This window comes from Lysobacter sp. 05T417, assembly GCF_056396405.1.
In genome coordinates this window covers 135,629-151,310 of record NZ_JBFTLK010000008.1, presented here as the reverse complement: position 1 = coordinate 151,310, position 15,682 = coordinate 135,629, and the positions used below count along the sequence as shown (strand labels likewise).

The 15,682-nt window shown below is 67.8% G+C and carries 5 protein-coding genes; 1 reads left to right on the top strand and 4 read right to left on the bottom strand.

The annotated features are described in order from the left end of the window. The first annotated feature begins 88 nt into the window (after window positions 1–88). On the top strand, window positions 89–1,801 hold the full coding sequence (locus AC1DER_RS15570; RefSeq protein ID WP_477246299.1) for a mechanosensitive ion channel family protein: 1,713 nt from the start codon (window positions 89–91) through the stop codon (window positions 1,799–1,801). A 24-nt stretch (window positions 1,802–1,825) separates the two neighbouring features. Here AC1DER_RS15570 and AC1DER_RS15565 read toward each other — a convergent pair whose 3' ends face one another. From AC1DER_RS15565 to AC1DER_RS15550, 4 genes are read right to left on the bottom strand one after another with little or no spacing between them, the layout of a single operon-like run. Then, entirely contained in the window at window positions 1,826–2,824 is a 999-nt protein-coding gene (locus AC1DER_RS15565; protein WP_477246301.1) for an OmpA family protein, read from the bottom strand. A gap of 8 nt (window positions 2,825–2,832) precedes the next feature. After that, complete coding sequence (locus tag AC1DER_RS15560) at window positions 2,833–4,662, bottom strand: hypothetical protein (RefSeq protein ID WP_477246303.1); 1,830 nt, start codon at window positions 4,660–4,662, stop codon at window positions 2,833–2,835. Continuing rightward, a complete protein-coding gene (locus AC1DER_RS15555) occupies window positions 4,578–15,380 on the bottom strand; it encodes an SdrD B-like domain-containing protein (protein ID WP_477246305.1) in 10,803 nt (3,600 codons plus the stop codon). Before AC1DER_RS15555 ends, AC1DER_RS15560 begins: the two co-directional genes overlap by 85 nt. Continuing rightward, complete coding sequence (locus AC1DER_RS15550; RefSeq protein WP_477246307.1) at window positions 15,380–15,679, bottom strand: hypothetical protein; 300 nt, start codon at window positions 15,677–15,679, stop codon at window positions 15,380–15,382. The genes AC1DER_RS15555 and AC1DER_RS15550 overlap by 1 nt, the downstream gene beginning before the upstream one ends. Between the last annotated feature and the right edge of the window lie 3 nt (window positions 15,680–15,682).

Here is a 15,682-nt window from a genome sequence, read left to right as displayed (position 1 = left end):
TGTGCGGTAAACATGGCGTGCCGCCGCGGGTACGGGGTCGCGGGCGGCTCGGCCGTGCGCCCCCGGGGATGCCAACGCCAGGACATACATGAGCACAGCAAACGGTCTTGCTTCGCGGCCCGGTCCAGTCCGGCACCTGCGCGCGGTGGTGCTCGCCATGGTGCTGCTGGCGGGGGTTTCGCTGGCGTCGTCGGCAACTGCCGCGCTGCCGACGCTGGACGACGTCACCGCCCCCGCCGATGCGGATGCCGCCCCGCCGCCGGCGGCCGAAGCCACGGTCAAGTTCTTCAACCGCGACATCCTGACCCTGCGCAGCACCTTCCTCGGCCGTTCGCCCGAGCTGCGCGCGCGCACCGCCGAAGCCAACATCGAGCGCGTGGTGCAGTTGCCGGGGACGCCGAAGGTCGAGTTCCAGAACATCCCGCAGGGTTCGATGCTGATGCTGGGCGGGCAACTGGTGGGGATGGTCACGCCCGACGATCTGGACGCGCTCAACCACGAGACGATGGACCAGGCGCGCGCCCGGATCGCGCGCAACCTGGGCCAGGCCGTGGCGGCCGCCGAGCGCGACCACGCGCCGCGCCAACTGATCAACGCCATCCTCAAGTGCCTGATGGCAACGGTCATCGCCGCGCTGGTGATGCTGGTGCTGCTGTGGTTGCGCCGGCAGGTCGAATCGCGCTTCCAGCGCTGGATCGAAGGCCGGGTGCAAACGCTGCGCCAGGAATCCACGCGCCACGTCGTCACCAGCATGCGCACCTTCGTCAACTGGCTCAAGCGCCTGGTGTTGTGGCTGGTCGCGCTGCTGGTGCTGGAGGAGTGGCTGCGCTATGTGCTGGGCCAGTTCGGCTTCACCCAGCCGTGGTCGCAGCGCATGACCGGCTGGATCGTCGACCTGTTCTCGTCGTGGGGCCAGGCCATTGCAGCGGCGGTGCCTGGCCTGGTCGCGGCGTTCGTGATCCTGTTCCTGGCCCGCGTGCTGACGCAGACCCTGGGCATGACGTTCCGCGCCGTGCAGAGCGGTCGCTTCCAGTTGTTCGGCATCGACGACCAGCTCGCCGAACCCACGCGCAAGCTGCTGGTGGCGGTGATATGGCTGTTCGCGGTGGCCATGGCCTACCCCTACCTGCCCGGTGCGCAGACCGATGCATTCAAGGGCCTGAGCGTGCTGGTCGGCCTGATGATCTCGCTCGGCGCGTCGAGCATCGTCGGCCAGGCTGCGGGCGGCTTCACCCTGCTGTATGCGCGCACGATGGCGATCGGCGACCTGGTGCGGATCGGCGATGTTGACGGCCAGGTCCTGCAGATCGGCCTGTTCACCACGCGGCTGCGTAACCTGATGGGCGTGGAGATCAGCATCCCCAACAACGTCGTGCTCGGCGGCCAGCTGCACAACTACTCACGCAATCCCGACGGCCCCGGCCTGTGGCTGGAGACCGGCGTGACAATCGGCTACGACTCGCCGTGGCGGCAGGTGCACCGGTTGCTGCTCGACGCCGCTGCCAGGACCGCGAAGATCCAGCAGACCCCGGCGCCTTACGTGCTGCAGACGGCGCTGTCGGACTTCTATGTCGAGTACAAGCTGCGCGCGCGGATCCTGGAGCCGTTCCTGCGGCCGTTCGTGCTGACCGAGCTGCACTCCCACATCCAGGACGAGTTCAATGCGGCTGGCGTGCAGATCATGTCGCCGAACTACGAGGCCGATCCGGAGCTGCCGAAGATGGTTGCGCCGGCGCACTGGGAAGGTGTGCCGTTGCAGGAGGGCGCGGCGCCGGCTCACCGGCCGCACAAGCACGAGTGACGCCGGTTGCGCACGCGTGCAGCCTCAGCGCTGCACGTCGAACTTCACCTCGACACGACGATTGGGCAACAGGCATTCGTGCAGCGACTTCGCCGGAACGCCTTCGCAGGTCTGCACCGGCTCGCGGTCACCGCGCCATTCGTAGCTGATGGCGTCCGCCGGGATGCCCTGCCCGACCAGGTACTCGCGCACGGCCATCGCGCGGCGTTTCGACAGATCTTCGTTGTACTGCCGGTTCGGACCCTGGATGCGGTCGGCGTGGCCAATCAGGCGCACCGAGGTGACCTTCAGGCTCTCGTCCTTGACGCGCGCCAGCGCCTCGGTGACGGCGCGCATCGAATCGGGCCGAACCTGCTTCATCGAATCGCGATCGAAGTCGAACAGCAGGTTCGCGGTCAGCTCCATGTTCTGCGGCACCGGCGTGCAGTTGCGCGCCAGCGCCTCGGCGTCGTTGACGTAGTCCTCCGCCATCTGCACATAGGGCTTGGCGTGGCGCCAGCCTTGCTGGTTGAACTCGTTGCCGGCGTGGACCAGCTCGACCTCGCCGCAGGCCATCGCCTGCTGCGCGCATTCGTAGCCGGGCGTGCCGTAGATCGCGCCGAAGCGTTTCCACAGATCCTCGCGCAGGCGGGCGGCGTTGTTCACCGCTGGCGTTTCGTTCGGCAGCGGCGTCACGCCCTGCTCCATCGCGGTGATCAACTTCGCAGACTCGTTCAGCGCACCCTGCGGGAAATCGCTGCGGTCGTTGCGGCTGTACTCGTGGAAGGACACGTCGAGCCAGCACTGCGCCTTCGACAGGTGGTAGTCCCGTACCGGCCGGCCGCCGTCGTTGAGCGCCTGGATGCGGTCCTGCGTGGCCTGGTAGGTTGATTCGTCGCGGTAGATCGATTCGTCGGTGATCCGTTTCGGGGCCGGGGTCAGCTGCGTGTCGCCGGCCTGCGCGTCCGTAGCCTGCGCAAGCAGGGGCGCCGGCGCGATTGCCAGCAGCAGGCCGATCAACAGTGGCGTCGATGCGATGGTCATGTCCGTCCTCACTGCTCCGGCTTGCGGTAGCGGTCGTCGTCTCTCAGGAACAGGTCTTCGTCGAACTTGAAGCGCAGGCGGACGAACGCGCCCTCGTCGGTGTACTCGTAGCCGGTCAGGTCCGGATCGCCGACGAAGCCGACGAAGTTGTAGCCCGCCGACAGCCACAGGTTCTGCTTGAGCAACCGGCCGACCTCGACGCCGTACGCGTACTGGTTGGCGTCGTTGTCGCCGAAGAAGCTGGACGCCAGCACGCCGATGTCCCAGTTCTCGGTGATGTCGTAGATCACGCGGCCTGAGACCAGCACCCCGCGGAAGCGGCTGTCCACGCGCTTGCCGTCATTGAAGGAGAACCGGTCCTCCTGCCACTTGGCCGCGACGCGTCCGGTCAGCCACCACGGCCGCAGCGGGTGCCAGTCGGCATGGGTGGAGAAGATGTGGGCGCGCGTGCGCACGTCCTGGCCGATGTCGCCGCCGGTCAGGCTGCCGTTGACGATGCCGCTGTCGTCTTCCTCGAGCTTGTACTCGTAACGCGCCAGGGCATTGATGCGGTTGCGGTCGGTGTCGCGGTAGGCCACGCCGAGCTGGAAGCGGTCCTGCATGACGTCGCCGCGGGCCTGGTAGTTGGTGGCCAGCAGGTAGTTGCGCGCCAGCAGCGTCCAGTCGCGGCTGATCTTGCGTGCGTACAACAGCTGCAGCAGCGTGGTGTCGAACTCCTCGTCGACGTTGGCCGTGGAGTCGACATCGCCCGAGATGCGGTACTCGATCCGCGCCGCGCCGCGCCACAGCGGGTTGGCGCTGTAGTCCAGCCCGAATGCCAGCGCGGTGGCATCGCCGGTGTCGCCATCGTAGATGCGCACGTGCTCGGCGTCGGTGGTCAGGCGCAGGCCTTCCTTGATGTCCCAGGAGTTGCGGATGCCCGAGGCCATCTGGATGTCGCGGCCGCTGATCGCATCGCGCATGCGGTATTCGCTGAACACCTGCGTGTCCTTGATGTAGGTGCTGTCGATGCCGAACACCAGCGCGTCGCTTTCGCGGTCGTTGGTGGTGATGCCATAGGCGCTGGTCAGGCCAGTCTGGCGCTCGTAGCGGCCGTACAGGCGATTGCGCTCGCGCAGGCGGTAGTCGACGCCGAGGGCGACGCGGTTGCGATCCTCGCCGTTGACGTCCTGCTCGTACTCGCCACCGACCACGAACTTGTCGTTGATCACGTAGCCGACGCCGGCATGCACCGTATCGGACGACAGCTCGGTGCCGACCGGCAGGTCGGACGTCGGCACGCTGCCGTTGCTGCGGATCACCGGCAGGCCGGTGGCCGGATCCAGCGGCTGCTGGCCATAGCCGAGCGCGCCGCCGCCGGCACCGGAGGCGAAGCCGCCGCTGAGTCCGCCACTGGAACCGAACGGCGGCGAGATCGACCACGGCGAGGTGATGCCGATGGTCTCGTCGATGGTACGCACGCCGAAGTCGAGGGTCAGCCGCTTGGTCGCGTCGATGCGGATGCCGGCGCCGGCGGCGTCGCGCTCGCCGCCCTGCGGGTTGCGGTCCTCGCTGCGCAGGGCCTCGACATACAGTTCGAAGCGCTGACCGACCGCGTATTCGACTTCCACGCTGTACTCGCCGCGACCGCCGTACAGCGGCGAGGCAGCGTTGTTGAATTCCGGATCGGTGCGCGCGCCGAACACGCTGACGTCGAGGTTCTTGCCGTCGTGGCCGAACTCGAAGCGGTAAGCATCGCCCTCGACCTCGCCGCTCAGGCCGCTGAGTGCCGGCGTCGCGTACTGGTTGATCGGGTTGGTGTTGACCTCGCTCTGCGTGCGCGCGGCCTCCAGCACCATCCAGGTGTTCTTGCCGAAGCGGTAGCCCGGTTGGCGCTGGCCATCTTGAACTCGGCGAACGGGTTCTCGTCCTGCACGTACGATCCGCCGATCTCGAACTTGTTGGTGATGCGCCACTGCACGTCGGTGCCGTAGACCCAGAACTTCTCGGTGCCCTGGTCAAGCTCGTAGGTCACCCGCAGCGAGACCGGGTTGAGTTCGGTGTCGAAGCCCGGCAGGAAGGTATTGAGCAGGATGCGCCCGGAGAACGGCTCGAAGCTGTAGTCGACCAGCCGCCCCAGCGGCCGCACGGAAATGATCCGCGAGGGCTGGTTGCGATCGCGAACGATCACCTCGACGCGCTCGCTGCCTTCGAGCACGGCGTTGTTGCTCAGGCCGTACGGGCCGCTGCCCTGGCTCGGGAACTCGTCGATCACCTGCCGCAGCGAATCCTCGAACGCGAACACGTTGCCGCTGACCTTCTTGCTCTCGAAGTGCCAGCCCAGGCCGGTGGCGGTGCGGTTGTAGGTGCCCAGGCTGCGCATGCGGATCTGGCCGCGGTTGCCCACGCCGGTCTGCACGGCCAGCGTCTCGCCGCTCTGGAAGTCGCCATACATCAGGTAGCTTCGGTTCTTGTCGATGCGCACGTACAGGCGCTCGGCCGACTGCGCGTCGAAGCCACGCAGCGAGGAATCGCCGTAGACCGGATAGAACTCCTCGGGCTGGATGTCGCGCAGCAGGCGGCCGCGCACGTCCTTGTCGGAGTCGTAGGCGGCGGTCAGCAGGTACTCGCCCTTGATCCGGCCCTTGACGAAGAACGCGGTGCGCGCGGCGGCGTTGGCCTTGCCGTTGTTGAACTCCTTCTCCCAGCGGCGGATGTCCCGATCGAAGCCGTCGTCACGGCGCACCGGATCGATCGGGCTCCTGTCGCGGAAGTTGATGACGCCCTCGATCAGGCCGGTGGCGAGCAGTTCGCGCATCTCCGGCAGGAACGCCAGGGTGTTCTCGGCGGTCTGGCCGCCGGAGGTGATGCGCAGGATCACGTCCTGCGGCACGTCCGGGGCGAGCAGGTCGAACTCGGCGCGGCCGTTGTCGACTGGCAGCTGGATGCCCGGCGTGTAGCGGTCGGCATCCAGGTGCGCCGGCCCCAGTTCGTCGGTGCGCGCGCCTGGCAGCTTCACCCGGCCGCCGCTGTATTCGATGGTGGCGAAGGCCTGCCCGGCCAGCGGCTTGCCGTCCTCGCCGAGCAGTTGCACGACCACGTGCACCGGCGACTGGCCGTCGGCTGGCACACCGTCGCGGTCGACATCGACCGCCACCGTGGCGACGGACGAGTTGACGCTGTAGTCCACCTGGCCCGACTGCACCGGCACCGCCTGCGGCAACGAGTCCGTGGTCTGCGGCGATTGCGGATACAGCGGTGCCGGGTCACCCAGCGCCGGCACGAAGCGCGGCACTTCGCTGTTGGCAGCGGCTTCGACCGGCGTCAGCTGCGGGTTGCTGGACAACGGTTCCGGCGGCGTCGTCGATTGTGGCTGCGGCGACGCCGGTGTCGGCATACCTCCGGTGGGCAGGGCCGAGTCGACGGCCGGTGTGTTCGCGGCCGGTGTCGTCGACGGGATCGGTGCCGTAGCGGCCGGTGCCACCACGCCAGCGCCCTGCCCTTCCCTCGCCCCACGCGGTGCGACGATCGAAGGCTGCTGGTTGGCCGAACTGGTCGCCTGCACTGGCGCACGCAGCGGCTGTGTTTCGAACTGCAGCGAGGCCTGGCCGACTTCGCTCTGCGGTGCGGCCACTTCGCCCTGGGTGCGACGAGCCTTGACCTGCTCGAGCACGGCGTTGGAACCGCTGCCTTCGATGAAGTCGGCGCGGTGCAGTTCGCCATTCTTGAGATCGATGAACAGGCTGTCGGCATCGCCGAGGTTGCGGTTGCTGCTGGCAACCAGGCGCGATCCGACCGGCAACGTGCTCTCGTCAACCTTCAGCGTATGGCTCTTGGGCGGCAGGCCGCAGTAGCTGTACTTGCCCTCCGAGTCGCTGACCATCCAGGTGCCGTCCTCGAAGTACATCCGCACGCCCGGGATGCCGAGCTCTTCGTGGTCCTGCATCTGGTTGTTGTTGGTGTCGACGTAGATCTTGCCGAGCACGCAGCCTTCGTCGGTGAACACGCCGCCGGTGACGCGCACGCGATACTGCGCCTGGTTCGACGGCACCACGCCCGGCAGCGGCTGCAGCGTATCTGGATCCACGCAGCCACCGGTGATCGAGCAGCCGTAGGCCTGCGCGCGGTTGATGCCGTCGCCCTGCATCGAGCCGACGCCGATGCGGACGCGGTACGTCAGGATGATCTGCTGGCCCACCGAGATCGGCCCGGTGGTGAAGACCAGTCTCGGGCCGGGCTTGCCCGCCGGATCGGCGATGCCGTGGCCGTCGGCACGCGCGGTGCCGTCTATGTAGGTGAAGCCCGGCGGCAGGTTGTCGACGACGTTTACCGTCTCCATCGGCGAGCCAGCAGTCTGGCGGATGGTGATCGTGTACATCAGCGTGTCGCCGACCTCGACGATCTGGCGGTCGCCGGTCTTGCTGATCACCAGGCCCGGGGCGGACGACGGATCGAGCGGGATGTGGTTGTGGACGATGCTGGCGGTGGCCGAGCCTGCATTGAGGGACAGGTAGTACGTGGTGCCCGCGCCGATCGGCGCGCTCGGCGCGGTCGCCTGCGGCTGCACTTCGAACGTGGTGCCGACCGCGCCCGGCGGGCTCAGTGCATTGGGCTGCGCCGGGATCACCGCCGACGGGAAGGTGAAGCCGCCCGGCGGGGTCACCCGCAAGGTGTAGTCGCAACGCGCAGGCGCCGACGGCGCGAACAGGAACTGGTAGAAGCCGTTGGCATCAACCGGCATCGAGATGTTGTTGCCATCGATGCTGTAACCGCCCGCGCCACCGTTGAGGATCGAGGTCGCCGGATCGAAACCGGCGCACACGCCCGTCGGTGCCAGCGTGACGACGGAACCCGGCACCGGATCGCGACTGACCACGTCGTAGACCACGCCGCCCGGATCGACCGGCAGGCTCTGCTGCGGCAGTTCCGCGCCCGACTGCAGGACCACTTCGAGCTGGCTGATGTTCTGGTCGGTCACGCGGCAGGTACTTGCCGTGCCGCCGGCGATGGCAGCATCCGGGCCGCACGGCGCCGGTGGCCCGCCGGCGGTTTCGCCGGTGACCGGGAAGCCCCACAACACGCCGGAGGTCGGATGGCGGAAGCGAACGTAGTGGCGCACGCCCGGGATCAGGTCGCGGATTCGGTACGTGCCGTCGGCCGCGGTGGTCGCATCGGCGATGACCGTGTTGGTGGCCGGATCGACCAGCTCGACGCGCCAGCCGTCGAGGCGGCGGTCACCGCCGTCCAGGTGCGTGTCGTCGCTGCCGCCGTCGAACCACACCGTGCCGGAGACCGCAGATGCCAGCTGGATGGGCGTGGCAACGCGGCAGGCGTTCTGCGTGATCGCCGGGTCGCAGTCCGGCAATCCCGCCACGTCACCATTGAACGCGGCACGCTCGGCGGCCGACGGCACGTGCGCCTGGTCTTCGCCGCCGCCTTCGACAAGCACGGCGTTGATCACCGGCGAACTGGCCAGTGCCGCCTCGGCAACCCTCGCCTGCACGACGATCGCATCCGGGTTGACCTGGTCGCGCGCGATCACGGTGCTGCTGGTGCAGCTCAGTTGCGTCTCGCCGACCGTGCCGGTGCAGGCCCAGCCATTGCCGGTCGGCGTCGCGGCCAGGGTCAGGCCCGGCGGCAGGCGATCTTCGACCACATAGTTGCCGGCGGTCGGCTTGGGCCCGGTGTTGCGCACGCGGATGCTGTAGGTGCCGATGTTGTTGACGGTGAACTGCGCCGGCGCCGCGGTCTTGCTGACCTTGAGGTCAGGCGAGTCGGCGATCTCGCCGAAGTTGGCGCCGACCGCGGCCGCGCCCGGCGTCAGCACGATCGAGCTGATCGCCGATGGCAGCGTGCCGCGCGGTGTCGCCGTTCCATCCGGCACGCCATTGACCGTGCCCGGCGTGGTCACGCCGTCGGTGGTCAGCGGCGGCTGGTCGGGCTCGGTCACGGTGTAGGTGCCCGGACGCAGCGTGTCGAAGATGTAATCGCCATTGCCGTCGGTCGCGATGGAACCGTTGACCACCAGCGCCATCGCCAGCGCCGGCAGTGGCGCGTTGACGGTCTGGCCGAGGTCGTCGTTGCCGGTGAGCGTGACGATCACGTTCGGGATGCCCGGCTCGCCGGCATCAAACGCACCGTTGAGGTTCTCGTCGATGTAGACCTTGCCGGCGATCGATGCGCCTGGCGCTTCGCCGAAGTTGTAATCGGTGGCTGCTTCGTTGAGGTTGAGTCCGATCTGGTCGATCTTCGACGGCACGGTGTTGGGTGCGGTGGCGACACCGCCCGAGCTGCCCGGCACGGTGATGCCATTCACGGTGCCCGCCGGCTGGTTGGGCTCGGTCAAGGTAATGACCTGCGACGGCGGCAGCCCGTTGAAGATGTAGCGGCCCTCCGCGTCGGTGGTCTGGGTCAGGTCGAAACGCTGCCCGGTCGGCGTGATGCCCGCGAGCAGGATCTCGACTCCGGCGATACCGGTTTCTTCGGCATCGATGACGCCGTCGTTGTCCAGGTCCAGCCAGACGCGTCCCGATACCGAGCCGGTCGGGAATTCGCCGAAGAAGTTGTTCAGATGCGAACGGCCAGGCGTCAGCGCGATGGCGCGGATCTCCGAAGGCAGCTCGCCCGTCGCCGTCGATTCACCGACGCGGGTGCCGTTGATGTCGCCGTGGCGAGTGACGCCATCGGTGGTGTTCGGCGGCTGGTTGGGTTCGGTGACGCGGTACAGGCCGGGCCGCAGGTTCTCGAACTGGAAGATGCCGAACTGGTTGGTGTTCTGGGTGATGCTGACGGACTGCCCAAGGTCGTCGGTGCCGCTCAGGACCATCGACACATTGGTGATTCCGACCTCACCGCCATCCTGGGTCCCGTCGCGGTTCACGTCGGTGTAGACGCGGCCGATCACCTGGCCCGGCGGGATCTCGCCGAAGTTGTAACCCGTGGCTGCCTGGCTGATCGCCAGCGATATGCCGATGACCGTCGACGGCGTCGTCGCCGCACCGGTGGCCGTGCCGCCGCCGGTGCCGGCGACGGTGGTGCCGCTGAGCGTGCCAGGAGGCTGGTTCGGCTGGGTGACGATGTACGTGCCCGGCGGCAGGCTGGTGAACGACCAGGTGCCGTCGGCAAGCGTGATGACGCTGCGCGTGATCGCGCCGCCGCCGCTGACGATGCCGCCAAGCTGGATCTGCTCGTTGGGCAGGCCGTTCTCGCCGGCGTCGATCACGCCGTTGTTGTTGTCGTCGAGCCAGACGCGGCCCGAGATCGACCCATCGGCGATCTCGCCGAACAGGTTCTCGACCGAGGCGCCGCCTGCAGGCAACGCAATGTTCGAGATCGCCGACGGCACGGTCGCGACCGGCGTCGCCGTGCCGCTGGGCGTTCCGTTGATGGTGCCTGCGGTGGTGATGCCGTTGTTGGTGCCCGGCGGTTGCGTCGGCTCGGTCAACGTGTACGTGCCCGGGCGCAGGTCCGGGAACGTGAACGCGCCATTGGCGTCGCTGTTGACGCTGGTGTTGACGGCCGCGCCGGTGTCGGCAGTACCAGCGAGCGTGATCGCGACCGTGGCCACGCCCGCTTCGCCGCTGTCGAACACGCCATCATTGTTGAAGTCGTAGAACACCCGGCCCGCGATCGAGGCCGGCTGGATCTCGCCGAAGTTGTAGCCGGTGCCGGCCACGCCAGCCGTGGTCACGACGCCGCTGATCGCCGACGGCGTCGTCGCCAGGTCGGTGGCGGTGCCGCCGAGCGTGCCCGGCACGGTGAGGCCATTGAACGTGCCCGCTGGCTGGGTCAGTTCGGTCAGCGTGTAGGTACCCGGCTCGAACCCGGCGAAGGCGTAGTTGCCGTCGGCATCGGTCGTGGTCTCGCGCAGCACAGGCAGGCCGCTGGAGTTGATGCCGGCCAGGCGGATGCCGATGTTGGTGATGCCGCTCTCGCCGGTATCGATGACGCCATCGTTGTCGAGGTCGAGCCAGACACGGCCGCTGAGCGCGACGTCCTGCGGGTTCTCGCCAAAGTTGAAAACGGTGCCCTGCCCGTTCCCGACTGCCAGGTCGATGGTAGAGATGCGGTCCGTGGTGAGCGGGTCGCCGCCAACCGCAGTGCCGCGTACGCAACCGGTTGCACACGGCGCGCCGCTGACCAGGCCCGGGTTCACCGACAACGGCGCGTTGTTGAAGTTGCCTGCCGGCAGCGGCTCGCGCAGCGTGTAGACGATCAGCGGGTCGAGATTGACGAAGCTGTATGCGCCGTTGCCATCGGTGGTGGCGGTCTGCAGCACCGCGCTGGTGGCGGCATTGAGCAGTTCGACCGTCGCGCCGACGATCGGCAGGTCGGTTCCCGCGTCGCGGGTGTTGTTGAAGTTGACATCCGAATAGACGAAGCCCGACAGGCTGGCGTTGATCAGTTCCGGGAAGTTGTAGCGGACGCCCGCATCCTGGCGACCCACGGGAATGGTCGCGAAACTCGAGTTGGGCGTGCCGCGTGCATAGGTGCCGCCCAGCGAAGGCGCGTTGGCGCCCGTGGCCGGCGGATCGACTGGCCCGTTCACGAATCCGGCAGGCTGCGTCTGCGTGATTGCGTAACCGCTGGCATCGGAAGGCGAAAGTTCGCCGAACGTGAAGTTGCCGCTGCCATCGGTCGTCGCGGTCAGGCTGATCGCATTGCCATAGACGTCGGTGCCGGCCAGCGCCAGGGCCACGCCTGGAATGCGCGGCTCGGTGCCCGCGTCCTGCGGCACGCCGCCGTTGGTTCCGGTGCGGTCGCGGTCCTCGAACACGGTGCCGGTGATTGACGAGGCGATCACGCCCAGCGGCACCGTCACGGTGTCGTTGCCGTTGATGTTGTCGACCTGCTGGGTCGAAACCGTAGCGGTGTTGCTGCTGGTACCGCCTGGAGGCACCGCATCCCAGCGTGCCGGCACCAGGATGCGGACGCGGCCGCCGGTTCCGGGGACGAACGTCAGGTCGCCCACCGAGCAATCGATCGCGCTGCCGTTGAGCGTGCAGGTGCCGGTGCCGTTGGGAACCTCGTCGCCGCCCGGCGGATCGGGGCCGACCTTCTGCCACGTGATCGGGCCGGTGACGATCACGCCCGCCGGCAACGTGTCGACAATGCGCGTGCCCGGCCCGTTCAGCGGATTGGTGCCACTGCGATCGAGGGTGAGGCTGGAACCCGGACCGTTGTTTACCGCTTCGATCACATAGAAGAACGGTTCGCGCACCGTGACCGGATCGACCGTCGGCGGCAGCGCCACGGCCGGGCTGGCGGCCGGCGTCTGCGTGACGGTGGTCTTCGACACCGCCAGGTCGGTGCGGGTGCGGATGCTGGTGTTCTCGTTCTCGCTGTTGTTGCCTGGCTGCGTGTCGCCTTCGTTGGCTGCGGAGGTGGCGCTGTCGACCAGCGTGTCGCCGGTCGCCGCGGGCGGAGACAGATACTGAACGTGGATGTACAGGGCGCTCTCGGCGTTCACGCCTATGACGCCGGCCTGGTTGGTCGGGAAGCCGGCGCCCGGCATCACGCAGTTCAGGGTCAGCGTCGCCGGTCCCGTTACCGGATTGGTTCCGGAAACAATCGTGCACGCCGATGCGTCGTAGGGGCCACCTGCGGTCGCCGATGCGCCGTCGTAACGCACCGTAGCCCCCGCCTGCGGCGAGATCACGTCGGTGATGTTCACCCCGGTCGCCACCGAGGGGCCACCGTTGTTGACGACGGTGATGCGGTAGGTGACGAAGTTCTGGCTGGTGTCGGTCGGGTCGTAGCCCATCGGGTCGACGCCGCCGGTGAAACCGATATCCACCTTGTTGGTGATCAGGTCGACTTCACCTGCCGCGAACGTCAACGCCGCCGCCTTCACATCGTCCGCATTGGTGGCAACGGTGTTGAACTCGAAGTCACCGGAGGCATCGGTGCCGCCGCTCGGGTCCGCGGCGCCGTCTGCGTTGCGGTCGAAGAAGAACGTGGCCGTGTCGGGGAATGCGCGCGCCGGGTTGCCGGTCAGGTTGAAGATCGGAATGATCTGCACGCTCAGGCTGTTGGTCTGGCCGCTGGCCATGTCGAGCGGCGTGCAGGTGATGGTGACCTCGCCCGCCGGCCCGCCCTGGGTGTGGAAGCGTGGCCCCTCCGGCGAGGGCACGGTTGTCACGTTGGGGCCGCCGACGGCGGTGCACGCGGTCGTACCGGCACCATCACGCGTCGCCGAGACGACCACGAAGCCCGAATCGTTCGGCGGCAGACCGATGACATCGCGGAACACCACCGCCGGCGCGGTCGAAGGGCCCTCGTTGCGGTAGTCGATGCGCGAATCGCTGGGCACGCCCACCTGGCCCGTCGCGCCGGTGGTGATCGTCTTGGCCGTGGTCTGCACATTTGCCACGCGCGGGATGCGGACAAAGTCCGACGCGCTGTTGTTGCTGTCGTCAACTTCGCCGATCGCGCCGGGAATCGCCGGATCGACGGCGACGCCGGCGGTGTTGCACCACGATCCGGCCGGCATCGCGACCGAGCCGCACGTTCCGGCCGGCCGCAATGCGCTGTCGTCGAGCGGCCCGTTCACGGTGACGGTGATTGTCGCGCTGGCACCCGCGGCCAGGATCGTCGAGCCCGAGCGGCACACCACGCTGCCGCCGCCATCAACGCTGCAGGTCCAGGCCGGCGGGCCGACCACCGAGGCGCTGCTGCGACCGGCGATGAATCCGGGGATCGGATCGTTGACGACGATGGCCGGCGTACCGTTCGGGCCGGCATTGCTGACGACGATCGTGTACGTGAAGCTCGTGTAGGTGACCGGCAGCGTGTTGTCTCCGGTGCCCGGTCCATTGGTCTGCTTGGTGATGCTCAGGTCGGCCGCCTGCACGGTGCTGCCGCTGCCGTCGCCGGAGCAGTCGTTGCCCGGGTTGCCATCCACGTTGGCGCCGCCGGAGGTGATCGGCTCCAGCGATCCGCCCGAACCGCCGGTGCAGGCGTTGTTGGTCAGCGTGCCGGCTTCGCGGGCGCGCGTGGTGATGGTCAGCGGCGGCGCACCCTGCCCGGCCGGCAATGGCAATGCCGACGAATCCAGCGTGCAGGTCACGACCTGAGGCACACCCGGGCCTACATATATGGCCGGCGCCGCCGTGCAGGTCCATGGCGGCGTGGGCCCGCCACCCAGGAACTGTTCGCCCGGCGCGAGCGTGTCAACCACCACCAGCTGCCCGGTAACCGTGTCCGGCCCCTGGTTGGTGACGTTGATGGTGGTCGTCATCTGGCTGTCTAGATCGGGCTCGGTGCCGTCCCAGACATTCACCAGTTCAGGCTGCTTGTTCTTGGTCAGCGCCAGGTCGGCGCCCGGAGTCAGCACCGTGAAGGTGACACTGCTGCTGTTGTCGTTCGGGGCCGGGTCGGCCGTGCTCGAAGTGACCGTGGCGACGTTGGTCTGGTCGCCACTGCTGCCCGGGCCGCTCGACGGCACCGTTGCGGTGATGGTGAACGTGTCGCTCGAGCCGGCGGGATAGGGGCCGTTGTGATTGCAGGTCCGCTGGCCGCCGAGGGGTCCGGTGGTACACGTCCATCCGGCGGGTTCGTTGCCGCCGGTGATGTTGAAGCCCGGCGGCATCGGATCGGTGAAGCTGACGTTCTCGGCGGCGCCCGGGCCTTCGTTCTCCACGACTATGGTGAACGTGACGGTCTGGCCCGCGGTCGCCGGCGCCGGGCTGACGCTCTTGTTGATGCGCATGTCGGCGCCTTCGCCGATGCCGACGGAAACGTCATCGACGTTGTTCGTCGGATCCGGATCGGGCGTGCCGACCGCCGTGACGTTGGCGCTGTTGACCACGCTGCCGCTGGTCGAGGTGACCTGCGCCTGGAACGTGTAGGTGGCGGTCTGGCCGGCCGGCAGCGTGCCGGGGAAGGTTCCGTTGGGTGCACTGGTGAACACCCAGCCCGTGCCGCTCGCGCTCCCGTTGACATAGTTCAGGCCGGTTGGCAGCGAGTCGGTAACGCTGAAGTTGGTCGCCGCGCTTGGGCCGTTGTTGGTGACGGCGATGGTGAAGGTGACGAAGCCGCCGGCCACGGCCGGATTGGGCGAGGCCGACTTGGCCATAGACAGATCGGCCGAATCGATCAGGGTGGTGCTTTGCGAGGCGCGGTTGTTGTCGAGGTTGTCATCGCCTGCGAAGAACGGATCGGTGTCCGGCAGGTCAGCCAGGGGAATGTTCGGATCTGGCAGGGGTTGCTGCCCGACGGCGGCATTGATGGTGATCAGTCCAGGCGGCAGCGCGCCTGTGTCCACCTGGATCTGGAAGGTGACAGGATCGCCACCGGCCAACACGCCTTCCAGGCTTCCCAGGTTGCACTCGATACGCGTGGGCACGACGGCGTTGACCGTGCAGAACGGCGGCAGGCTGGTCGCGGTGGTGCCCGGCGGCAGATCGAGCAGGACGTAGGCGCCGTCCGCGACATCCACATCGGCATTCTCGACGGTGATGCTGTAGGTCACCACACCGCCGGCGGGTGTGGGATCAGATCCGGTGTCGGACAGGTCGGAGACCTGCAGGTCCACTGCGAACGCCGGCAGGCTCGCCGCACACAACACCATGCTCATCAGCAGCGAGCGCAAGCCATGGATCGCAACGCGCCAGACTGGCTCGCGATTGTGTTGCGATGCGCTTCGCCGCAATCCCACCATGCGAGCCCTCTGTCGCCGATCGTTCGTCCTGAATGTTCGACTTGCGTGACACCGCCGACGTCCGCGGCGATGCCCGAACTGCATGCAGCCCCCACACAAACGCGCGACAACTCACTGACATTGCCTCTGTCGCGGAGCGTTCGCGCATCCGCAACAGCGATGAACAGTTCCTTAAGGTTGATCGCGCTGCGTGCAAACAGCGTGAATGCGATCACGCA